At 64.6% G+C, this 20,777-nt stretch carries 23 protein-coding genes; 3 read left to right on the forward strand and 20 right to left on the reverse strand.

From position 1 onward, the window contains the following. Nucleotides 1-117: 117 nt before the first annotated feature. Both ACSVHC_RS13075 and ACSVHC_RS13080 read left to right on the forward strand, forming a co-directional pair. Complete coding sequence (locus tag ACSVHC_RS13075) at nt 118-1,116, forward strand: LacI family DNA-binding transcriptional regulator (protein WP_437774094.1); 999 nt, start codon at nt 118-120, stop codon at nt 1,114-1,116. A 154-nt stretch (nt 1,117-1,270) separates the two neighbouring features. Further along, complete coding sequence (locus ACSVHC_RS13080) at nt 1,271-2,230, forward strand: hypothetical protein (RefSeq protein WP_437771623.1); 960 nt, start codon at nt 1,271-1,273, stop codon at nt 2,228-2,230. Between the two features lie 103 nt (nt 2,231-2,333). Here ACSVHC_RS13080 and ACSVHC_RS13085 read toward each other — a convergent pair whose 3' ends face one another. The 7 genes from ACSVHC_RS13085 to ACSVHC_RS13115 all read right to left on the reverse strand — a co-directional run bounded on the left by ACSVHC_RS13085 (nt 2,334) and on the right by ACSVHC_RS13115 (nt 6,785). Beyond that, a complete protein-coding gene (locus ACSVHC_RS13085; protein ID WP_439180995.1) occupies nt 2,334-2,957 on the reverse strand; it encodes a LysE family transporter in 624 nt (207 codons plus the stop codon). A gap of 64 nt (nt 2,958-3,021) precedes the next feature. Next, nucleotides 3,022-3,420, reverse strand: a complete 399-nt coding sequence (locus tag ACSVHC_RS13090) for a type II toxin-antitoxin system VapC family toxin (RefSeq protein WP_437771621.1) — start codon at nt 3,418-3,420, stop codon at nt 3,022-3,024. After that, the gene (locus ACSVHC_RS13095) at nt 3,381-3,632 is read right to left on the reverse strand and encodes a type II toxin-antitoxin system Phd/YefM family antitoxin (protein ID WP_437771620.1); all 252 of its coding nucleotides are present in this window, start codon (nt 3,630-3,632) and stop codon (nt 3,381-3,383) included. Before ACSVHC_RS13095 ends, ACSVHC_RS13090 begins: the two co-directional genes overlap by 40 nt. An 82-nt stretch (nt 3,633-3,714) precedes the next feature. Next, nucleotides 3,715-4,176, reverse strand: coding sequence for a hypothetical protein (locus ACSVHC_RS13100; protein WP_437771619.1), 462 nt, complete (start codon nt 4,174-4,176; stop codon nt 3,715-3,717). 48 nt (nt 4,177-4,224) lie between these two features. Continuing rightward, nucleotides 4,225-5,478: an RNA polymerase sigma factor gene (locus tag ACSVHC_RS13105; RefSeq protein WP_439180996.1), complete on the reverse strand. Its 1,254-nt coding sequence runs from the start codon at nt 5,476-5,478 to the stop codon at nt 4,225-4,227. Between the two features lie 3 nt (nt 5,479-5,481). Beyond that, nucleotides 5,482-5,841 carry a YciI family protein gene (locus tag ACSVHC_RS13110; RefSeq protein ID WP_437771617.1) on the reverse strand — a complete coding sequence of 120 codons (360 nt, stop codon included), beginning with the start codon at nt 5,839-5,841 and terminating at the stop codon, nt 5,482-5,484. 128 nt (nt 5,842-5,969) lie between these two features. Then, on the reverse strand, nt 5,970-6,785 hold the full coding sequence (locus ACSVHC_RS13115; RefSeq protein WP_345448445.1) for a methyltransferase domain-containing protein: 816 nt from the start codon (nt 6,783-6,785) through the stop codon (nt 5,970-5,972). A gap of 87 nt (nt 6,786-6,872) precedes the next feature. Here ACSVHC_RS13115 and ACSVHC_RS13120 point away from each other — a divergent pair, with 87 nt between their 5' ends. Then, nucleotides 6,873-7,715 (forward strand): hypothetical protein, encoded by an 843-nt coding sequence (locus ACSVHC_RS13120; protein ID WP_437771616.1) that lies wholly within the window; start codon nt 6,873-6,875, stop codon nt 7,713-7,715. Nucleotides 7,716-7,736: 21 nt separating this feature from the next. Here ACSVHC_RS13120 and ACSVHC_RS13125 read toward each other — a convergent pair whose 3' ends face one another. The 13 genes from ACSVHC_RS13125 to ACSVHC_RS13185 form a co-directional block, all read right to left on the reverse strand. Next, nucleotides 7,737-8,963 carry a pyridoxal phosphate-dependent aminotransferase gene (locus ACSVHC_RS13125; RefSeq protein WP_437771615.1) on the reverse strand — a complete coding sequence of 409 codons (1,227 nt, stop codon included), beginning with the start codon at nt 8,961-8,963 and terminating at the stop codon, nt 7,737-7,739. Nucleotides 8,964-9,025: 62 nt separating this feature from the next. Further along, nucleotides 9,026-9,955 (reverse strand): PASTA domain-containing protein, encoded by a 930-nt coding sequence (locus ACSVHC_RS13130; RefSeq protein WP_437771614.1) that lies wholly within the window; start codon nt 9,953-9,955, stop codon nt 9,026-9,028. A gap of 27 nt (nt 9,956-9,982) precedes the next feature. Next, entirely contained in the window at nt 9,983-10,456 is a 474-nt protein-coding gene (locus tag ACSVHC_RS13135) for a hypothetical protein (RefSeq protein WP_439180997.1), read from the reverse strand. Next, a complete protein-coding gene (locus tag ACSVHC_RS13140; protein ID WP_439180998.1) occupies nt 10,453-10,989 on the reverse strand; it encodes a phage tail protein in 537 nt (178 codons plus the stop codon). Before ACSVHC_RS13140 ends, ACSVHC_RS13135 begins: the two co-directional genes overlap by 4 nt. Then, on the reverse strand, nt 10,976-13,654 hold the full coding sequence (locus ACSVHC_RS13145) for a baseplate J/gp47 family protein (protein WP_437771611.1): 2,679 nt from the start codon (nt 13,652-13,654) through the stop codon (nt 10,976-10,978). Before ACSVHC_RS13145 ends, ACSVHC_RS13140 begins: the two co-directional genes overlap by 14 nt. After that, nucleotides 13,651-14,085 carry a GPW/gp25 family protein gene (locus ACSVHC_RS13150; RefSeq protein WP_437771610.1) on the reverse strand — a complete coding sequence of 145 codons (435 nt, stop codon included), beginning with the start codon at nt 14,083-14,085 and terminating at the stop codon, nt 13,651-13,653. The genes ACSVHC_RS13145 and ACSVHC_RS13150 overlap by 4 nt, the downstream gene beginning before the upstream one ends. Nucleotides 14,086-14,098: 13 nt before the next feature. After that, entirely contained in the window at nt 14,099-14,440 is a 342-nt protein-coding gene (locus ACSVHC_RS13155; RefSeq protein ID WP_437771609.1) for a hypothetical protein, read from the reverse strand. Then, complete coding sequence (locus ACSVHC_RS13160; RefSeq protein WP_439180999.1) at nt 14,440-15,960, reverse strand: phage baseplate assembly protein V; 1,521 nt, start codon at nt 15,958-15,960, stop codon at nt 14,440-14,442. The genes ACSVHC_RS13155 and ACSVHC_RS13160 overlap by 1 nt, the downstream gene beginning before the upstream one ends. 25 nt (nt 15,961-15,985) lie before the next feature. Continuing rightward, nucleotides 15,986-16,744: a CIS tube protein gene (locus ACSVHC_RS13165; protein WP_437771607.1), complete on the reverse strand. Its 759-nt coding sequence runs from the start codon at nt 16,742-16,744 to the stop codon at nt 15,986-15,988. Nucleotides 16,745-17,718: 974 nt separating this feature from the next. Further along, the gene (locus tag ACSVHC_RS13170; protein ID WP_439181000.1) at nt 17,719-18,210 is read right to left on the reverse strand and encodes a phage tail protein; all 492 of its coding nucleotides are present in this window, start codon (nt 18,208-18,210) and stop codon (nt 17,719-17,721) included. A gap of 1 nt (nt 18,211) precedes the next feature. After that, nucleotides 18,212-19,489 carry a phage tail sheath family protein gene (locus tag ACSVHC_RS13175; RefSeq protein WP_437771605.1) on the reverse strand — a complete coding sequence of 426 codons (1,278 nt, stop codon included), beginning with the start codon at nt 19,487-19,489 and terminating at the stop codon, nt 18,212-18,214. A 13-nt stretch (nt 19,490-19,502) separates the two neighbouring features. Beyond that, nucleotides 19,503-20,198, reverse strand: a complete 696-nt coding sequence (locus ACSVHC_RS13180) for a hypothetical protein (protein ID WP_437771604.1) — start codon at nt 20,196-20,198, stop codon at nt 19,503-19,505. A 17-nt stretch (nt 20,199-20,215) separates the two neighbouring features. Continuing rightward, nucleotides 20,216-20,752, reverse strand: a complete 537-nt coding sequence (locus ACSVHC_RS13185; RefSeq protein WP_439181001.1) for a MarR family winged helix-turn-helix transcriptional regulator — start codon at nt 20,750-20,752, stop codon at nt 20,216-20,218. Nucleotides 20,753-20,777 lie beyond the last annotated feature (25 nt).

Raw genomic sequence — 20,777 nt, forward strand, 5'->3', positions numbered from 1 at the left:
CAAGCGCTTGATGCCTTGCGGCGTGGGGAGGGGCCGATTCCCCGCTACGATCGTTGTATGGAATCCGCGGAACCAATGCATCGGGCCTTAGGCCGTACGCAGCGTGTCACCGCGGCGATGGTGGCCTCCCTGGCAGGGGTCTCGACTGCGACGGTGTCCCTGGTTGCCAACGGCAAGACCCAGGGCAGAGTGTCCGAAGACAACATTTCGCGGGTCCGCGAGGCCATCGCCGAACTCGGCTACGTGGTGGATGGCATCGGCAGTTCTTTGGCCAAGGGCGTGAGCTCGATCGTGATCCTTGTGGCGCCGGACATTTCCAACCCCTTTTTCGCCAAGGTCATCGCCGGAGTCCGGGAATCGCTCGGTTCCGAGTACCAACTGCTGCTCTCTGTGACCGATGCCGGTGAGTTCCCCCGTGCGGAGGACGTCCGAAAGCTCCTGGCCCTTCGCCCTGCGGGCCTGCTGGTGGACGCGCCCAATGCAAGCTTCCTGGAGGATCTTTCGGTTGCCGGGCCGCTGGTTCTTCTCGATGCGCCGGGCCTCGAAGCCTATGCTCCGTCCGTCAACCTCGACGTCGCACATGGCGCCCGTGAATTGGCCGCGCACCTTGCGGCCTCCGGGCACAAGCGAGTTGCCTACGTGGACAGCGTGACCGGCACGGCCACCTTCGAGGTGCGCCGGGCGGCGTTCCTGGATGAAGCCAATTCCTGCGGTATTTCCGTTGCGGACGCGCACATCATCAGTACCACCATCGACGTCGGCGCTGCCGCGGCTGCCTTCGCCGCCGCGTGGCCGGACTGGCAGCGCGCCGGGGTCACCGCCGTCGTTTGCGGAACTGACACCCACGCCTACGGCGTGTTGCAGGAGGCCCGAGTGGCCGGGGTCCGGATTCCGGAGGAACTCGCCGTTGCGGGCTTCGATGACCTGCCGTATTCGGCCACGAGCAACCCGAGCCTGACCAGTGTGCATCTGCCGGCCACGCCCCTGGGACTAAAGGCGGGCGAACAACTCCGGGGGCTGATGGAAGGCCGTGAGCTGGACCCGCCGCAACTGACCCTAGAGAGCTCGTTGGTGGTGCGCGGCTCCACGGCCTTTTCCCCATCGATTGCTGAGTAATTGTCGTTTTGAGGCTCCAAAACGACCGTTCTGGGGGCCCACGCCGGCGAGGGCCCCGGCCTGAGCTTGCGAAGGCTGGGAGCCGGTGGGGAGCAATCGATGAAGGCTGTGGATAACTTCTGCGAGGTAGGCCGTTTTCTGCTCTGATGGGGTCATGAAAACCCCACGTCGCCTCTCCGTGAGCCTCGAGACGCGGCCGTTCACTATTGCTGAGGCGGCCCGGGAGGGTGTCAGTCCGAGACGTCTGCGGCACGGCTCTCTGAAGAGACTCGGCAAGGGAATCCGTTCCGAGAGCCCGACGGCGGAGCTCCCCTTGAGCGTCCGCGTGCGCCCTTTCGTCGAGGTCAATGAGCGATGCGCCGCATCCCACCTCACGGCGGCAGAACTTCTTGGCTTGCCGCGACGTCTCCAGAAGGAGCCAGCGCAAATGTTCCATGTGATCCGCCCCGAGGGTGCTGCCCATCTCAACCGGCCACACGTCGTCGTGCACCGCATGAAGCTCTATGAGGACGAGGTCACTACGGTTGATGGCGTCCCTGTCACCACTGTGGAGCGCACCTGGCTGGACATGGCCGAGATACTGACCGTGGACGAATTGGTGGTCATGGGGGACAGCTGTGTGCGGATACCGCGGGTTGAATTCGAAGGGCGGGACGCGCCGCTGTGCACTCTCGCGGATCTTCAGCAAATGATCGATCGCCATAAAGGCAAGAGAGGGCTACACAAAGCCAAAGTAGCCATCCAACTGATCCGGATAGGCTCGGATTCGCCGCAGGAGTCATTGCTCCGCCTCGCGATCGTGAGGGCAGGCCTGCCGGAACCCGCACTCAATGTGCCGGTTGAGGCCAAGGACGGCGGGAGGTTCCTGCAGCCTGACTTGTCGTACAAGAAGTACAAAATCGGCATCGAATACGAGGGCGAGGGCCACGGCAACGAAGCACAAGTGGTGCGGGACATCAGCCGTTCGGAACGGTATGAGGCGCTGGGCTGGACGGAGGTCCGGATCTCAAAGCGCCACATGTTCAACGATGCGAAAGCTGCCGTAGCCAAGATCCGGACGGCACTGATCCAAGCCGGTTGGCGGCCTGCCCGACAACAAACGAGTGCTGCGTAACAGTCGTTCTGAGGTTTCAATACGACAGTTTGGGCCCACGCCGGCGAGGGCCCCGGCCTGAGCTTGCGAAGGCTGGGAGCCTGTGGGGAGCAATCGATTTGTTTTAGTGGATGACGGCGAGCAGCACACCCACGGACATGAACAGCACTCCGAACGTGCGGTTGAGGACCTTTTGCCCGTGCTCGTTGTGCGTGAACCGTTGAAATGAACGGGCTGCCAAGGCGAAGAAGAACCACATGACGCAGATGTCGATGAAAACGATCGTGGTGCTGAGGATCAAATACTGCGGAATCAGCGGCTGCTCGGGGCGGATGAATTGGGGCATGAAGGCCAGGAAGAAGACGATCGCCTTGGGATTGAGCAGGTTGACCCAAACGCCTCGCTGGAACATGGACCACGCCGGTTCGTTGCGCCGGGATTCCACTTCTTCCTTGTCCAGGTCCGGCCGGTGCAGGAACTGCCGGATGCCCATGTACACCAGATATGCCGCCCCCGTGTAGCGGATGACGTTGAAAACCACGGGTGAGCTCGAGACCAGAACACCTACCCCGAGAGCCACGATCAGGATATGGATGATCAGTGCCGCCTGTTGGCCCAGGACTCCCCAGATGGAGCGGCGGAATCCGGAGTTGAGCGAGTTGCTCATGGTGGAGATGGCGCCCGCGCCGGGAGTGAAACTGATCAGGGTGCCGGCGCCTACCAGGGCCAGCCAAAGCGAAATTTGCACCAATCCAGCTTATGCCCGTAGGACGGGGCGCCGGGACGCGTTGATGGTGTGCCCGGACGAGCGGTTACCAGAGCGTCTCGACCAAGGGGAAGCTATGGAATTCCTGATCGGCCGTGATGACCACCATCGATTCCACGATGGCCTGTGCAGCGATCAGCCTGTCGAAGGGGTCCCGATGCTCCCAGTCGAGGTGCCCGGCCGCGAGCGCATGGACGCTCCGAATGGACAGCTCCTCGTTGCACAGTTCGGCGACGTGCCGGGCATAGCCCAGGAGCAGTCCGTCTAAACCCGCAAGCTTACCCAGCTTGTGCTTGTAGCCGATCTCGTAGGCGCTGGCGGATGATGCCACGAGACGGTTGTCGAATGACTGGATTGCACGTCTTGCCTTGGGTGAGAGCTTCCGTGGTTCCGTGAGGGCCCAGATCAGGGCATGCGTGTCGAGGAGGTAACGGGTGCTTCCCACAGCGCAAGTTCCTCCTCATCCATCGGCTCTAGGAAATTGTCCGGAAGTTGTCCTTTGACGAATCCAAGGCGGCGCTTGGTGGGCCGCTCGATCTTCACGAGCCGTGCAACGGGCTTGCCGGCCTTGGCGATAACCACATCTTCGCCCCGCTCAACCATGTTGAGGAGTTCAGAAAGGCGGGTCTTTGCCTCCTGAACGTTGTATTGCGCCATGTTGACCAAGCATACTTGGTCAACCCGTACGGCGTAAGGCCCAGTGGCGCGTTGGATGCTCGCGGCCCCCGCTCGCCGAAGCTCAGGCACACTTGCCAAACCTCGAATGCACCCAGTGGAGCATCGTGTCCGGGAGATCGTCGCCAAGTAAATACTGGTCGAAGTAGGAGCGCGGGCCATTGGACATATATCCGGTCTCGTCGATGCCAAAATGACCGATCATGTGAAACCCGCGCTCTTCGGCAATGCCCTTGAGTTTCTTCGCCTCCTGGAGGATTGGCTGCTCATCGTAATAATCGTCCTCGGCCCAGATTCCGGCGTGCGCGATCGCAAAATAAGTTGAGCCCTCGAGATCCAGATGTTCCAGGATGGCGTCCTGGAACGGATTCAAGCTGCCCTCGAAGGACTCTGTGACAACCCGGATGCTTTCCAGCTGCATCTCGGCGTCGAGGCCGATCACCACGAGCCTTGGGTAGAGCTTTTCTTCTTGGTCGATGAGCGGACGGGCGAGAATCTGTAGGTCAAAGCCTGCTTGGATGATCATGTTTTGAGGCTATTCACGGCCGCGGGCCGCCAACAGAGGTCATTTTTCCTATGTGGACAACTGCCCCAGCTTGGCCGCCTTCACCAGGAGATACTGCCGTTCCTGCAGGCTCCCCGTTTTCCTTGCCGCGGCGAGAAGACACTCCCGGGCGCCCGGAAGGTCACCGGACATTTCGAGCAAGTGCCCGCGAACTGCGTCGAGCCTGTGCCAGTCTCCCAGCCCTGTCCCAAGCCCATCCAACAGCTGAAGGGCCGCCCGCGGCCCTTCAACCATTGCCACGGCGACTGCTCGGTTCAGTGCCACCACCGGGCTTGGGGCCATGGCTTCGAGCACCGTGTACAACGCCAGGATCTGCGGCCAGTCGGTCTGCTCCGCGGACGCCGCCTCGGCATGGACCGCAGCGATCGCGGCCTGCAGTTGGTAGGGTCCAGGACGCCCAACCCCCAGCACTGTTGACAAGAGTTCAAGGCCCTCGGCGATCTGCGCCGAGTCCCACAGCCGGCAATCCTGTTCCGCGAGCGGCACCAGCATTCCGTCCGGGAGGGACCTCGCCCGTCGCCGCGAGTCGGTGAGGAGCATCAGGGCAAGCAGTCCGCCCACTTCGAGCTCGCCCGGGAGCAGTCCCCGGAGGAGCCGGGTAAGGGGGATGGCCTCGGCGGTGAGGTCTTCGCGCTGCATGGAGGGGCCGGAACTTGCCGCGTAACCCTCGTTGAAGATCAGGTACAGGACGTGGAGTACGACGCCGAGCCGCGCCTTTCGCTCGCCGGGTTCCGGGAGCTCGAAATGGGCTCCGGCCTTCTTGATGTTCTGCTTGGCCCGGCTGATCCTCTGGCCCATGGTGGCTTCCGGGACAAAGAACGCGCTGGCGATCTCCGCCGTCGTGAGCCCTCCGATCGCCCGCAATGTCAGTGCCAGCTGCGAGGGTGCTGAGAGGGCGGGGTGGCAGCACAGGAAAAGGAGGGTGAGGGTGTCTTCTGCGAACCCTTCCGCGCCACTGGCCGAGGAAGGGTCCTCGCGAGACGGCGGTCCCAGAGCCGCCGCGCGTTGTTCGCGTGCCTGTCGGGCACTTTCGCTGCGCCAGTAGTCCACCAACCGCCGAGTGGCGACCGTGAGCAGCCACGATCTCGGGTTGTCCGGAACACCGGAGGCGGGCCATTGCATTGCTGCCTCGAGCAGGGCGTCCTGGACGGCATCTTCGCACTCGGCAAATTGCCCGTGCCTGCGGATGAGCACGCCGAGGACCTGCGGCGCGAGCGTGCGCAGCAGGTCCTCCACCGTGGATTCCCCGGAAGGTTCGGCCAAGCGCTAGACCTCCGGCGGCGCGTCCTGGACGCGGCGCAGCTCCACAACCGGTGCGTACTTCACGATGCTGGAGCAGATTTCCACTGCCCGTTCCTCGCTGGCGACGTCCACCACCCAGTAGCCGATGAGGGATTCCTTGGCCTCGGCGAAAGGTCCATCGGTGGTGATGACCCCACTGTCCGTCTGCTTGACCAGCTTGGCAGTGCCGGGGTCGGCCAGTCCGGCGTTGAACACCATCTCGCCTGAATCGCTGAGATCCTTGTCGATCTGGATCATGAACCCGATCATTTCCCTGATCCATTCGGGATCCGCAGCCTTCATCATGCCCTCGGCGGAACCAAACATCATGATCATGTACTTCATCTCGAACTCCTTATCAGGGGCGCTCCGTGTGGGCGCTTTCGTTCATGGGTCGGAACTACGGGACGGTTTTCGACATGGATTGATGGAAAATCCCAAGAAACTTTTGGCGGCCGGCTGCCCGCAGACTGCTACGCCCGTGCGATGACTTCCCCGTTCGGGATCAGGAAGTAGCCATCATCGGTGGAGCCCCAACGGTGCCAACCGGCGGCAATTCTGGCCAGGTCAGCCTCGTTGGCCAGCCCGTATTCCAGGGCCTGCTCGGCAAAGGCGGAGTGCAGGACGCGCTCGCTCCACACCCGCGACTGCCAGCGGCGCTGTTGCGCGGTGGCGTAGAGCCAGTTGCTGCTGGAGGGCGCGACGTCGGTGAAGCCCGCCTGCTGTGCCCATGACACGAGCCGCCGCCCGGCGTCGGGCTCTGCACCGTTCCGTCGGGCGATCTTCTGGTAGAGCTCCATCCAGTCGTCGAGCTCGCGGACCTCCGGGTACCAGCTCATGCCGTGGAAATCGGCGTCGCGCACTGCCACGATGGCGCCGGGCTTGGCCACGCGCCGCATTTCGCGCAGCGCGGCAACGGGGTCGGTCAAGTGCTGCAGGACTTGGTGTGCGTGGACGAGGTCGAAGGTCTCGTCCTCGAAGTCCAGATCGTAGATGTTGCCCGTCACGAATTCCACGTTTTCAACGCCGCGTTCGGCTGCCAGAGAGGCAGCCTGGGCCACGATCTCGGCGGATCGGTCGAGCCCGACGACCTTTGCAGGAGCCACCAGCTCCGCGAAGTCGCACGTGATGCTCCCAGGTCCGCATCCGACGTCGAGCACTGATGTCCCGGCGGTGAGATGCGGGATGACAAACGCGGCAGAGTTCTCGGCTGTGCGGGAGGCATGGGCGCGTACGACGGACTCGTGGTGGCCGTGTGTGTAGACGTCTTCAGGCTTCTGCTCGTTCATAGGGAAACGCTACCCCGATGCAGTGGAAAGCGGGCGGAACTTGGGCCCACCGCTTGTTTTCGACTGCCCGCCTGCCACAATGGAGCCATGGCCGCAGCGTGGTGGGGTCGGGGGTCGCAGCTGGGGCGCGGATCGGGCCTCGGCGGGCTGCATGACGGACCATCCTCGGACGCCTTGCGTCGCCCGTTCTTCATTGCGGCAGTGGCCGTCTTCGCAGTCGTCGTCATGGTTGAAATCGGCTTGTCGATCCTCCTCGGAGGGACCGCCATCGATCCCGTTACCCCCGACCAAGCGGACAAGCTCGGCGTTCCTCTTGACGTCTTCCTCAAGACCCAACGCGCGCCAGCTGCGCCCCCGGGTGCCGGAATCGGTTTCCTTGCGTTCCTGGACGGGCTGTTGCTGTTCACGGTGGTGATGCTCGGGCTCAGCCTGGTCATCGACCTCAGGGTTTACGGACGGGTTCAAGGCATCGTCACCTTGATTGTCACGTTTCTCTGGGTGGTGGGGGCGTTCTTCACAGCCCTCCTGGCCTTGGCGAAGCTGTTCCTGATGTTCGGCCTGTTCGTCGCCGCACCCTTCGGGACCATTGCCTACCTGGCGTTATGGGGGAGTTTTCCCACGAGCCAGGCCGCGGCCATCCTTGCCCTATTACTGTTGCTGAAGATCGTCTTCGCGGTCCTGCTGGTCTTGAGCCAGCCGAAATTCCTGAAGGTCACCGGGCTCGTGGTGCTGCTCCTGGTATCGGTCCTCCTGCAGCTTATTCTTGGCCTCATCCACAGCTTCCTCCCCGGCCCACTTGTGTCCATCGGGGATCAGTTCTGGGCGCTCATTACCGTGGTGGTTGCCTTGGTGTGGGCCCTCATCATGCTCATCGGATCCATACCGGCCATCATCAACGCACTGCGGGTCAGCGGCTCGGCGGGGGACTAAAGTCCCGGACGTTCGTTAGCCCTACTCCTGGGGCCGGTTCCGATAGGCGGCCAGGAAGGTTGCGATCCTGCGCACGGCCTCCTCGATCTCGCGGACGGATGGCAGGATGACGAAGCGGAAGTGGTCCGGGTTTGGCCAGTTGAAGGCAGAGCCGTGGGAGACAAGGATTTTCTGGTCCTGCAGGAGGTCCAGGACGAATTGCTCGTCACTTTCGATCGGGTAGACGTCAGGATCCAGCCGCGGGAACAAATACATGGCCCCGGCCGCCGGAACGCAGCTCACGCCGGGGATCGCAGTCAGGAGCTTCAAGGCCAGATCCCGTTGTTCGCGGAGCCGGCCACCTGGCCTGATGAGTTCCTCGATGCTCTGGTAGCCGCCCAGGCAGGTCTGGATGGCGTGCTGTGCCGGAACGTTGGAGCACAAACGGAGGGAAGCCAACAGCTCCAACGCTTCGCGGTATTCGGCAGTTGCTGCGTGCGGGCCGGTCACAGCGACCCAGCCGGCCCGGTAGCCCGGCATACGGTAAGCCTTGGAAAGGCCGCTGAAGGTCAGGACGCAGATGTCGTCTGCCACGGATGCCGTGTGGATGTGCTGGGCGTCCTCGTAACGGATCTTCTCGTAGATCTCGTCCGAGAAAAGGACAAGGTCATGCTTGCGGGCCAGGGCCGCGAACTGCTCCAGGATGTGGCGGGGGTACACCGCGCCCGTGGGGTTGTTCGGATTGATGATGACGATGGCCTTGGTGCGCTTGGTGATTTTGGCTTCGACGTCGGACATGTCCGGCCACCAGTTCTGGCCCTCGTCGCAGAGATAGTGGACCGGCGTGCCGCCCGTGAGGGTCACTGTTGCCGTCCACAGCGGATAGTCCGGCGCGGGGATGAGAACCTCGTCGCCGTTCTCCAGGAAGGCCTGCAGCGTCATGGAGATCAGTTCGCTGACACCGTTGCCGATGAAGATATCCTCGACGCCGATGTTCATGAGGTTCTTGGTCTGGTAGTACTGCGAAATCGCGGTGCGAGCTGTGAAGATGCCCTTGGAATCGCTGTACCCCTGGGCGCCACGGAGGTGGTGGATCATGTCCACCACAACGGACTCCGGCGCCTCAAGTCCAAACGGCGCGGTATCCCCAAGATTCATCTTGAGGATCCGGTGCCCTTCGGCCTCCATGGTTTTGGCCGCTTGGAGGATGGGCCCACGGAGTTCATAGCGGACGTTCTGTAGTTTGCTGGAGTGCTGCATCGGGCGCATGGTTGATCATTTCATGAGCCGCACCGTTTCGGCGCCGGATGACATGCATCCCCAAGACCGCCTTACTGCTTGACCGCGCAGATCTGCGGTTGGACTATGCAAATGTTGATCGGATTCGGCTCGATGATGACGCTTTGCCGTAATTCGGTGCGGACCAGCACGAGGGCGTTCTGGTTCACCTTGCTCCCGACGTCAGGATTTACCCCCACTACAACGCAGATTTGCAGGAATCCGGGCGAGGCCTGGCACATGGAGCCCTGGGTGAAATCGAGCTGGATTTTCGCGTTCTGGAAGGCGGTCCGGGCATTTTCGATCCTCGAGCCCAGGACCGCGGGCACCACCGATTTCACCGGTGTCGCGATCTCCAGGTTGACCGTGGAACCGCGCCCGGCGGACTTATTTGCATCCGGAGACTGCGTGACCACCGTCCCGGCGGTTTGATCGCTTTCCTTGTCCGCAGTGGTAGCGGAGAAGCCGGCGTCCTTGAGGATCTGCACCGCTTCCGCTTGCGGCTTTCCCATCACATCAGGCACCGTGACGTCCTTGAGAAGGAACCAGATCACTCCACCGATGGCCGCCAAAAGCACGACGCCGCCGATGATCACCCACAGCCACGGGAATCCGCGTGCGGGCTTGGGCGGTTCGGCGGGCTTGGTGACGGTCAGCGTGACCAGGTGGGCCTGGTCGGCATAGTCCTCGGGAGCGTCGTCGGCAGAGTAGGCGATCAGTTTCACGGGATAAGAGCCGGGCGAGGCACCGGCGGTGTCGAAATTGACCAGGTATTGCTCCGTGGCTCCGGCGGCGATGGTCCGCAACGGGGTGGGGATGGTCGTGTAGCTCGGCGACGGCGGTGTGCTCTCCACACCGGGAAAGGCTCCGAGCACCACGCGTTCGGGGCCGGGAGCTCCGTTGGTCACAGACGCCGTGAGGGAACCTTTGCCGTCCTTGAGTTCTACCGTGGGAGAACTCAGCGTCATGGTGATGGTGCTCATGCAACAACCGCCTTTCAGGCAATGAACTCATCCTTCTGCTGCCAGGAGCTTGAGCGCACACGTGCCGACAACCCGGCACGCGATGCCCAACTGCCCTCCCGAAGTGCCGAAGGTGAGGCTAACAGTGTCCCCGGAAGACACGTCCTGTTCTGTTCGCGTGCCCTCCACCAGGAGCGTCACGGTGACGGCTTGCTGGGGGGCCAGCCGGGCACGCTTGGTGGGGCTGCCCAGATCGAACAGACCCCCGAATTTCTTGACTTCGAAAATGCAGCTTCCCACCACGAGCAGCTGTGTTCCCGCCGCAGAGCATTGGCCGCCCGCGCCGACAAGGTCCGAGGCCGTGAGGGTGGCCCCTTTGGCGGCCTGCGAGAAGCCCGACTGCCAACTGGCCGCCGCGTTGTTGTTCCCGCCGCCGCAACTGACGCCGAAAACCAGGACGAGCACGGCGGTCATGGCGCATACGATCACCACGATGAGGGGCTTCCGGTTCTCGTCGTTCACGTGCCCATCACCGCGATCTCGTCCGTCACGTGGGCAGGCTTGATGCCTTTGACGATTCTGCGGACCAGCTCCACTTGCCCGGCGGCAGCCGCGGGGACCAGAACCTTGATGTGGAACTCGCCCGGGACGGATTCGACGTCGAACCCCGGGATCCCGGTGGCCAGCTGCAGGAAGCGGGTGAGCCCGTCCACGGTGCCGCGGCGCGCGGACAACGAGGCCGCGCACGCAATCAGGTCCCGCTGGCGGGCCAACGGGACTCCTGCCGCCGCGGAGTCCACCGATTCCGGGCTGGGTAGGGTCAGCCAGTCCAGGTCCACCCAGCGCGACAGGAAGGGAATGAACGACGACGGCGAGCGGCCGGGATCGGGAACGGTGTGGATGCGGTCCAAGACATCCCGGACAGGCTGTTGCATGTCCTCCGCCACGGCGATGAGGGCCTGCAGCGGCGTGCTGGTTTCAGCGGCCACTTGGTAGATCTCGGGCAGGATCTTCAACATCGGGGAGTTACGCAGCACGGGTTCAACCATTGCCATGCACCACTTCGATCCGGTGCTCACCCGAGCAGAACAGCCATGTCTCGGGAAGGGTCACGACGTCGTCGACCGTCCGCCGCGTGCAGCTCGCCCAGGAGACGGCGTTATCCGTACTCCGGTAGATCCCCTTGGGGCCAGCCGCGAGCACCAGCTGTGTTCCGTCGTCGCGCACTATGCCGGACACGGCACGGACCGGCTCGAAACGCGTCCGGTCCCGCAAGGGAAGATTGCAGTTGACATCGGGGACGCTCCACTGTGCGGCAGCCTGGCCGAGCTGAAGGCGTAGCACGCCTCCGCTCTGGGTGGCGGCGTAGGCGGCAGTGCCCATCACATGGACACCCCAACAGCTGCCACCGGTCCAGCCCGCGCCGAATTGTTCCCAGGAAGCCATGAGGGCGTCGTCGAACTGGGTGCGGGCGAGTTCATCGATCTTCAATCGGAGGCAACCCGTTCCTGTACCTTCAGGTACTGAACGTCCCAGCCAGACGTAGCTCGCGCCGCCGTCGTACTGGACGGTCATGCAGCGGATGTCCTCGCCCGCTGGCTTGATCTGCTTGAAGCTGCCGGCGGCCCCGGCCTCCGGGGATAGCCAGACGCCCGCGGAGGCTTCCGCGGCCACCACCACGCCGGTGCGGCCGCGCACGTCCACCAAGGCATCCACTGCGTAGAAACCGCGGTCCGGCTGGGCGGCGTCCACGACGTTCTGGACCGGGATAGCCCCCTCGACCATGGGCAACTCGTAGAGACCCTGCTCGCCAGCGAGGAGCAGCACCGGAACTCCTTCCCGGTCCACCCAGCACAAATCCGCGACGACGAAGCCCAGTTCCGCGGCCCGCCGCCACGATTCGCCGAGGTCGTCGCTGACGTAGATGCGCGATCCCGTTGGGGTCACGGTGCTGACAGCAACCATGCCGGGATGCTGCCCGGGACCGAAACCGCCAGGGCCAAAGCCACCGGCACCCAAGCGGCCCGGGGCGGGGGAGCGGAAAGGCGCAATGGACCTTACCGTCTCGCTGGCCGCCTCCGAAGCGAACTCGGCGCATGCCTCCCAGCCATCGCCCGCATTGGTAGTGCGGAAAAGGGTGCTGTCTTGCGCCACGAACCACGTGTTGTCCTGTCCTTCGGCCTGAACCAGCGCCAGGGCATCGGTGTCCGGAACCTTGTCCACTTCCAGCCTCACCCGGTCCACGTACTGGACTCCCGGTTCGGCCTCCTCCATGGCGCGGTAGAGGTTGGAGACGCGAAGCGGCTTACCAAAGCCCGAGCCATAGTTGGAAGAGCCTGGACTCAACGGACTGATGCCCTCTGCAAGCCGCCCGACGATCCTGGACTTCACAGCCTCGGCGTCCTCATCGGGGCGCACCACGATCCTGGCGTCCACCAGCACTTGCTTGTAAAGGCCCCAGCGGACCACGGGCTCCGCCCCTACCGTGGAGCGGCGGCGCAAGTACTGTTCCACTTCAAGGCGCACGCTTTCACGTGCCTGGGCGGTCAGCTCGGCGGCACTCACAGGAACAGGGACTGCAGCGGGGGCACCAGGGCCGCCGGTGCCAGCGTCTCCGGAAGCTGAAGCGCCAGGCACAAACGGCACCAGCACCACCTCCACCTCGCCGGGTTTGGCGAAGGCCCAGATGTCCCGTCGTGTGAACGCACGGGCCCGCGCGACGCCGCCATGGCGCATGGCCAGGCCCTCGTAGTCGCGTACAGTGACGGCCCTATCCCGGGCCTGGAAATCCTGAGGGGCCCGGCGGAGCGCATTCTCCAGCGATTCACCGTCGCGGCCTCCCGTGGCTGGTTCCGGGTTGTTGACCTTCAGCCCCGGGAGCGGGGTGCGCATGACCGTCAACTGGCCCGCGCCAACGTTGCCGCGCTGCCCTCCGCCGCCGCGGTACCAAGCGCGTACCTCGGCACCCGGCCCGGGAACAACTGCGGTCAGGGCTACGGACTCTTCGTCCCACCATGCGAACATTACGACGCCGGCGCTCCGGTCGATGCGGACCGGCGCCTCATCCGGGCCGGCGTCCGCGAACGCCTCAACTTCGCGGCAAAACCGGAAGGGCTTGCCGTCCACCAACACGGCTTCGCCGCTGCTCAACCGGGTGCCCGCTGGGACTTCAATGGCGATGGACAAGCCCGCCCCGGAGACGATGGGCGCGTTCGGAATCACGAAACTCTGGCCCGGGCGGCCGGTCCCGACGCCGATGGGGACCGCGTCGTACAAGGTGACGTCGGCTGCCGGGACCTGCACACTGGGCTGGCCCGCCGCGAGGACGGCCGCCGTCGTCGTCGTGAATACCGGTTGAGGAGCGCCGGGCACTCCTGGCGGGCAGCTGACCTGGGTTCCGCGGGGGATGCGGATGTCCTGGCTGTCGGTACTGCTTCCCGCGGACGCGCGGGTGAATTCGAGGATGGTTTCGGCGGTGCTGGGCGGGTACAGGCTGGTGCCAAGCAGGTTCAAGTAGACCGCATACAGCTTTTCCGGGACCCGGTTGAGCCGGTACATCAGGGTGTCCGTGAGGTAGGCGAAAGCCTCGAGGATGGTGACGCCGGGATCATGGACGGAGAGGTCCGTCCACTCCGGGGCGATCTGCTGGATGCGCTCGCGGGCACCGGCCACCAAGTCCGCGAAGCTGCGATCGTCAAGATTCGGCACGGGGATACTCATGCTGCACCTCCGGAATCTACAGGCAGGGCGATGGCAAGCTGGTCCTCGAGTTGGGTGGAACGGACTCGGTAGCGCAGCCGGACCTCCAACACTTCAGGGCTTTCCGTGGACCGCGAGGCATCCAAGGACAAGACGGTGATCCGGGGCTCCCATTGCTCCACGGCCCGGGCAACATAATGGATGGCCAAGCCTGCCGTGGTGTCATCCGCGGGCGCGAAAGCGAGCCGGATCAGATTGCAGCCGTAGGTGGGGCGGTTGACGCGCTCGCCGGGCCTGGTGCTCAGCAGCAGGAGGAGGGCCTGACGGACCGAAGCTGCGTCCGTGACAGTGGCGAGCCGTCCGTCGGGGGTCAGCCGCAAACCGGGAAGGCCGGTGGGGGCATCGAAATCCGGGTGCACGAAGGCCACCGACTTGTACCTGGGGACGCTCACGATTCGCCGCCTCTCATGATCCCGCCGCCACGAATTCCTGGCCCGGCCGCCGGACCGTGTACTTCACGGCACCGGGCGGAGTTCCGTCCGTGTAGCCCTCCACGGTGTCCAAGCAGATCTTCTTGCCGCCGATCCGGACAAAACCCGAATAGCCCTTGGTCACCGGCAGCGTCTTGTTGCAGGGCTTGATGTTGAGGCCGACGTTGGGGCACATGCTGATGTTGCGTCCTTGGGGGTCGTTGTCAACCAAAACCGGCGAACCGGCAACGCGGACCCATTGCTGGGAAGGCACGTTTTCCACCTTGCCGTCGTGCCCGCAACGCAGGATGGCTTCTACGACGAGGAACTTCAGCATCAGGCCTCCTCGAAATCGACAGTCTTGGCCCGGATCCTCATGGCCTTGCCCGGTGCCTCCAGAAGCAAGTCCGTAGCCGAGGTGATCCGCAGCTTCTCCGGACCGAGTTCCACCGTTGAACCGTGCCCGTCCGTGAAACTGACGGTGCGGCCGCCGCCGTCGAGCACTATCTGCTGCCCGTCAGCGCTGCGGAAGGTGTAGCGGCTGTCCCGGGGTGTGTTCACACTGTTGTCCGGGGTCTGTTCCCGTCCGTAAAGACCGCCCAGAATGATGGCCTGGGCCGGATCCGTCGCCGGCAGCAGGACCAGCACAGTGTCTTCGGGGGCGGGCGGCACGACGAAACCCTTCCCTGCTCCAGCTCCCGTTGCCAGGATCGGTGCCCAGGCTGATTCCAGCGGCGGATACGCTGGGAGCCGGACCCGTGCCCGGCCGCGTCCTTCCGGATCCTCAACGTCCAGCACGGTGCCAAGGGTGAAGACGTCGGGACGCCGGCTGGGCGGGGCTTCCGGGGGACGAGTGGTGAGGGTGGTTTCGTAGCCCGTGCCGTCCAGCCTGTGAGTGGCGGTGGCGATCGCGTAGGTGCCTTCGAGCGACGTCGCGAGTCCGCGCACGCGAACCCGGCGCCCCGCGCGGAGGCGGGGATCACCGTCGGCCACGAAGACTGCGGTGACTTGCCCCGCCACCCGGACGTCGAGTTCCGCCTGGGCCAGGCCTTGAGCCGCGGACTGGGAAACGAGCGACTCGTTGTCGCGCAGGAGCTCCCCGCCGGCGCCCACGCTGGCCAGCGCAGGGTCTGCAGAGACGTTGGCCTTCGCGCCACTGTTCCCTGCGGAGGCCTGTTGCACCGAGGCGTCGTCGGACCGCCAGCCCGTGGCTTTGGCACCGAGATACGCCGGCTCCTGGCTCAACTCCACCTCTGCCGAATGCAGGCTGCCGCCCAGTTCCAGCTCGATCGGCTCGCCTTCGCCGGACAAGTCGACCAGCCGCAGCTCATCGCCGTCCACCACAGGATAGGCCCCGACGCGGGCACTCTGCTCCACCAAGAGGCTCAAATCCGAGCGCGCACATTGGTATACCTCACCGAGCCGGGTTGCGCCGCCTACCACACGCAGCCCGGTCCCTTCGGCGAGTGTGCGGGCCAACCCGGCGAGGTCGACGTCGCTGTGCAGCCGCGTGAACTGGCGTTTCCTCAGCCGGTGCAGGGCATCGTAGGCGCGGACCCGCACTTCCTGCGAAAGATCCGCCCCGTAGCTGTGCTCCACCACCGTCACTTCACCCACGAAGAGCGGAGTGCGTTGGCCGCCGAGTTCCACGCGCAGCGCATCGCCCGGCGCGGGGTCCACGCCGCCGCGTGCCGTCGCCGAGCGTCCCGGACCGGGGCGCCAGCTGATGAGGCACTGGGCCGGCCTGGCCAGCGAACTGAGGACCTGCACGGAGATGATCGCCGCGGTTTCGGCCGCGGAGAGCCGGCGCCGCCCGAGGGTGACGATGAGTTCCGGCAGGACCTGAAGCTGCCTCATGGGGCTGTGCCCTTGACTGAGCGCCTCATGGCGCCTCGCCAACCGGGGGAACGGCAAGGGGGCCGTTGAAGTGGGCGGGATCGTCGATGTTGTTGTACTCCAGCAGCAACTTCCACAGCAGAGGCGTGCCAAAGGCGGCCAGGCTGAGGCGCCCCAATTCGCCGGGCGGAACCTCCGGAAGCAGCTCGCCGCCGTCGGGCGCTGTTGCTTCCCTGTCTGTGCTGCCGTCGCCGCCCACCGCGAGCGTATCCACGGGCGGCGCGGTCAGGTCCACCGCCGGCAGCCGCTGGGCGAGCTCGTAGTTCTCGCCGCCTTCCTCGTCAGCGCTCTGCCCGACCCGCACGAACACCATGCGCATCCACGAACGCAAGGGGGAGCCGTCCGGCGAAAAGCGGTCGAAGCGCTCTGCCACCTCGGTCACGATTCCGGGCACGTTCCACGCCCGCCCCCACACGAACCGGACCGAGGGCGGCCGGCGTTGCCTCTCCACCTCGGCCGAGTTCTCCGCGAGTGCCCAGATGGGCCGCGTCATCTGGCGCACGTCCTGGACATGGAGCGACGCCGGCGCGAGGTCGACGTCGAACAGGAGATCCAGGCGAAGCTCGGTGTGCCCGCCGCCCGTGAAGAGCAAGGGATCGTCGGCGAGGCCCGTTCCGGTCAGCTTGCCGCCCGCCGAACGCCGCGGCTCCACGCCGGCCGTTCGTGACATCACCACCGTTTCCGGATTGAGCAGGCAGCCAAGGTGTTCCCCGGTGTCCTCGATCAGGAATGCGACGCGTTCCATGTCAGAGCGCCAACTGTTCGCGGTTCAGCCGGGCGGCCCGGGCCATCGCTGCTGTTGTTGCCGCTTCCGCTGCGGGCTGCGGTGCGGGGCGCGGGGCCAACTCGGGCCAGTTTCCGGCTGTTGGTGCGGCCGGGGCGCGGTCCGGCGTCGTGCTCGGGTGGCCTTGGCGTTCTGGGCGAGAGCGTTCTGAACGAGACCGTTCCAAGCGGACGACGGCGGCGGGCGCCGCCTCCGGGGACTGGTGCGGCGGTGTTGTGGCTCGCTGAATCGCGGGCGGGCTTGGTGGACCGGCGTTTGGTGGGCTGGTTTTCTTGGCGCTGGCTGGGGGTTTTTGGTGCCGCACTGCTTGTGCAGCTGCGGGCAATTCAGTGGCATTGACGGGCGGAATTCCACGAAGTCTCAGGATCGGGAGTGTCGATTGAGCGGCGTGCGTGGATTTGGCCTCCAACACGGGGGCTACTGGTGTTTCGACCGTCTTTTCGCCTGTGGTGATTGCCGCCGTCGGAACGGGCCGGCCGGAAAGAGTCACTGCGGTTCTGATGGCACGGTCCGCTGGGGAGCCAGCAAAGGGCGGCCTCTGGAGTCGCTTGCCCAGCGTCAAACGAGGAAGCAACCGGGGCGGGGGCCCAAGGACGTTGTTCCGGAGCGGGCTTGCAGTCCAGGTCTCGCTGACGATACCGGGGCGGGACTCGTTGTGATATGAGCGGGCGTTGGGGGTGGCGGGGGTTGTTTGTGAGCGGGGGTTGGGGGTGGTGGGGACGACGCCAGCGTCGCGCAGCAACTGGACCCAATGCTCCGGTGCGCCGGACACGTCCAGTCTGCGCACCGGCGCCGGGCGCTCCGTTCCAACCCCGCCCTCCGTTCCAACTACTCCAGCGGGCCGATCACCAGCCGAGGCGTCAGGGTGCGGCGGCGGTTCGAGCCTTTCGGCGAGCCCCCGCAGCCGCCGAGCCGCCGAACGGCGCCACCTCCCATCAAGCCACGGGAGCGCGGGCATCATCGAGCTCCAAGCGGTCGTACGCAATGCTGAGGGACTCGATGGCCAGGTCCTTGCCGAGGGCATCCAAGGGGGCTCCGAACCAGTCGCACGGCCAGGCGCCCAGCAGATTCCAGCGACGGACTTCCACCGATCCTGCGTCGTTGAGCATGGCGATGGAGACGTTGCGGCGCTCCACATGGCCGTCCACGGCTTTGAAGAGCCATTGGAGCATTTCGGTGGAGTCGGTCAGCCCGTAGCGAAGCGTCACCGGGGTGTATTCGACCTGTCCCGGAATGACCCGGACCGTTCTGTTCTCGCCGCCGGAGCGGTACAGGATGCGGTCGATTTTCAGCCCGAGTCCTTCGACCTTGGTGAAATGTCCCTGGACCACGCCTTGGATGACGAGCTTGAAGTTGTAGGCGCGGTAAGGATCCACCACGTTTCCGGGCTGGGCAGCGGGGGCGGGGGTGCCTGGCTGGGTGCTCATTTCAGGCTCCTGCGCTCTCAGTCTCGCTGGTGTTGTCTGCCGATTGCATGAGCTTGAAGATCACGAACTCGGCGGGTTTGACGGGCGCGATGCCGATCAACGTGACAACCTGCCCGGCATCGCGGACTTCGGGCGGGTTGGTCTCTTCGTCGCATTTCACAAAGAAGGCCTGTTGAGGAGTGGTCCCCAACAGCGCCCCGTCTCGCCATACATTGGTCAGGAATGCGCCGATGTCGCGGCGAATGGACTTCCACAAGGTGTGGTCGTTGGGTTCAAAGACCACCCAACGCGTGCCGTCGGCCACGGATTCCTTGATCATGTTGGTCAACCTGCGGACGTTGACGTAGCGGTACTCACTCGCTTCGGGTGCCTTGGTCCGGGCGCCCCAGATGCGGATGCCTTCGCCCGGGAAGTAGCGAATGCAGTTCACCCCAGCGGGGTTCAGCACTTCCTGTTCGCCGCGGCTGACCCGCCGGACAAGGTCCAGAGCGCCTTGGATGGGTTCGTTGGCAGGGGCCTTGTGGACGCCGCGCGTCGCGTCCACGCGCGCCCACACCCCGGCGACATGGCCCGACGGCGGCTGGGTCACCTTCTTGCCGGACACCGGGTCCGTCATGACAATCCAGGGGAAGTACAACGCTGTGTAGCCGCCTGGAGACTGGGGAGCACCGAGTGCGTCCTCGCCCGTGGCCCTGGGTGAGCCAGGCTTGCGGTCATCGGCCTGGTCATCGTCGGTCTTGCCCTCCTCCGCTTTCGAATCGGTGGACTTTGGAGCGTCCGGCACGCCGGAGGTGGCCGCCCGGGTGAGGGCTCCGACGTCATCCACTTTCTCCGGAGTATCCATGATCGCCATGCGGTCCTGCCGCAAGGGATGCTCCACGTGGGCTTGCAACGCGGCGTAAGCGTCGACGTCGGCGAATCCTGGGGCCGCCACCATGGAGATGTCGTCGATCGCCTCGAACAAGGTCACCCCGGTTGGGTTCGCGGCGGTACCGGTGAGGCTGCCGCCTGTGCCGATGTTGACCACGTAGCAGCGGCTGCCGCCGTTGGCGAAGAACCCGAAGACGGCGTTGGACAGTGGAGTTCCCTGCGTGGCCTTACCGACGTACTGGTCGACGAACTGGGTCCAGTTGTCCAGTACCCTGGCCTCATCCGGGTACGCCAAGGGGTCCGGGGAAACTCCTACAAAACCTGCAATGCTAGTGCTGACCTGGCCGATCGAGCGCGCACCGCTGGGCACTTCCTGTACATACACTCCCGGCGCCTGGTAATTCGCCATGGGATGCCCCCTTTCACTCCCACCGGATGATGACCGGCAGGCTGCTCGTGTCTGCTGAGACTTCACGTTCAGTGCCGCGGACTGCCACGACAAAGTGCTGGAGTTCGTCCGCCGAGGCCAGTACCTCGAAATGGCCGGTGGGATCGCTCACGACGGCGTTGACGGACGAATGCGGGCGGATGTAGGCATCCGGGATGCCTTTGTTATGGACGTCGACCAGCCGGCCATGAATCCGGCGGGCCACGGTAGTCGTGGCGACGAGGGGCTCGGTGACCGGCGGGCCGAAAGGCTCGTCGAGACGTATCCCTACGGGGATGCGGATCAAGAAACCGATTCCTTGTCGGATGCCGGCATCATATTCGTCCGGCTGGAATTCCCCGCTGGAGACCACTGAGTACTGGGTGTTTTGCTCGAGCGCAATCAGGAGCTTCTCCATGTTGTCCAGTTGCGTGGGGCCGTGGCATTCCACGGCTACTTTCAGCTCAAGGTCCAGCAAGGGGCCTTCCCTCCTGGAGCGGCCAACCCTGTTCATGGCGACGGCGTGGACCGTAACAGGTGCATCGGTGGATTGACTGGTAGGTGGTTCTGAGCCGTCATCGAAGCGGACACGCTCGGGCGAAACGGCGTCGGAAAGTACTCCGAGGAGCTCGGTCAACGATGATCTCACAACACCCACGGTGACACCCCAGTCCACAAAGTGGTCCAGCATAGCCGACGTGCTCTACGTTACTCCCGCACTGCCCTGTGAGTCACTGGGACCTCAGGAATAACTCCATTCGATGGTTCGCTGTCGGGCGTTACATCCTTGCGGGCCGTCATGGTGGCCTCGATGACGCCTTGCATGAAAGTCATGACGATGTGGAGTTCTTCCGGCGAAAGCGCGTCGATCACCGGGGCGATGGCGCCCGCCAGGGGAGAAAACAATTCGCTGCCGGTGGCGCGCGCGGAATCGGTCATCTCCAGATGAACCTGCCGGCGGTCCTTCTCACTGCGTCGGCGTGCGAGGTGGCCCGCCCGGTCCAGCCGATCCACGAGCGCGGTTGTTGCCGGTGAGCTCAGGTTGAGCGCTGCTCGGAGCGCCCCGGGAGTCATGGTCTTTCCCTCGCGGGCGGCGGCCACCATGGCCGCCAATGCATTCAGGTCTGTTCGATGGAGGTGGTGGCGGTTGCTGATGGCCTCCACATACCGCTCCGTTTCGACCGTGAACTGCTGGAGTAGCCCGAGGAGTACAGCCGCGGACCGGACGTGCTGATTGTCATCCATGAGGCCTCCTTCAGCCTCAAATTAT

The sequence above is a fragment of the Arthrobacter sp. KNU-44 genome (assembly GCF_051843155.1).
GTDB lineage: Bacteria > Actinomycetota > Actinomycetes > Actinomycetales > Micrococcaceae > Arthrobacter.

Excerpts from the sequence above, each read along its gene's own strand:
- ACSVHC_RS13100 (WP_437771619.1), bottom strand. The coding sequence starts at position 4,176 with ATGATCATCCAAGCAGGCTTTGACCTACAGATTCTCGCCCGTCCGCTC.
- ACSVHC_RS13170 (WP_439181000.1), bottom strand. The coding sequence starts at position 18,210 with ATGAGCACCCAGCCAGGCACCCCCGCCCCCGCTGCCCAGCCCGGAAAC.
- ACSVHC_RS13095 (WP_437771620.1), bottom strand. The coding sequence starts at position 3,632 with ATGGCGCAATACAACGTTCAGGAGGCAAAGACCCGCCTTTCTGAACTC.
- ACSVHC_RS13130 (WP_437771614.1), bottom strand. The coding sequence starts at position 9,955 with ATGAGCACCATCACCATGACGCTGAGTTCTCCCACGGTAGAACTCAAG.
- ACSVHC_RS13180 (WP_437771604.1), bottom strand. The coding sequence starts at position 20,198 with ATGCTGGACCACTTTGTGGACTGGGGTGTCACCGTGGGTGTTGTGAGA.
- ACSVHC_RS13115 (WP_345448445.1), bottom strand. The coding sequence starts at position 6,785 with ATGAACGAGCAGAAGCCTGAAGACGTCTACACACACGGCCACCACGAG.
- ACSVHC_RS13120 (WP_437771616.1), top strand. The coding sequence starts at position 6,873 with ATGGCCGCAGCGTGGTGGGGTCGGGGGTCGCAGCTGGGGCGCGGATCG.
- ACSVHC_RS13155 (WP_437771609.1), bottom strand. The coding sequence starts at position 14,440 with ATGCTGAAGTTCCTCGTCGTAGAAGCCATCCTGCGTTGCGGGCACGAC.
- ACSVHC_RS13125 (WP_437771615.1), bottom strand. The coding sequence starts at position 8,963 with ATGCGCCCGATGCAGCACTCCAGCAAACTACAGAACGTCCGCTATGAA.
- ACSVHC_RS13080 (WP_437771623.1), top strand. The coding sequence starts at position 1,271 with ATGAAAACCCCACGTCGCCTCTCCGTGAGCCTCGAGACGCGGCCGTTC.
- ACSVHC_RS13145 (WP_437771611.1), bottom strand. The coding sequence starts at position 13,654 with ATGAGTATCCCCGTGCCGAATCTTGACGATCGCAGCTTCGCGGACTTG.
- ACSVHC_RS13185 (WP_439181001.1), bottom strand. The coding sequence starts at position 20,752 with ATGGATGACAATCAGCACGTCCGGTCCGCGGCTGTACTCCTCGGGCTA.
- ACSVHC_RS13140 (WP_439180998.1), bottom strand. The coding sequence starts at position 10,989 with ATGGCAATGGTTGAACCCGTGCTGCGTAACTCCCCGATGTTGAAGATC.
- ACSVHC_RS13110 (WP_437771617.1), bottom strand. The coding sequence starts at position 5,841 with ATGAAGTACATGATCATGATGTTTGGTTCCGCCGAGGGCATGATGAAG.
- ACSVHC_RS13175 (WP_437771605.1), bottom strand. The coding sequence starts at position 19,489 with ATGGCGAATTACCAGGCGCCGGGAGTGTATGTACAGGAAGTGCCCAGC.
- ACSVHC_RS13160 (WP_439180999.1), bottom strand. The coding sequence starts at position 15,960 with ATGAGGCAGCTTCAGGTCCTGCCGGAACTCATCGTCACCCTCGGGCGG.
- ACSVHC_RS13165 (WP_437771607.1), bottom strand. The coding sequence starts at position 16,744 with ATGGAACGCGTCGCATTCCTGATCGAGGACACCGGGGAACACCTTGGC.
- ACSVHC_RS13075 (WP_437774094.1), top strand. The coding sequence starts at position 118 with ATGGTGGCCTCCCTGGCAGGGGTCTCGACTGCGACGGTGTCCCTGGTT.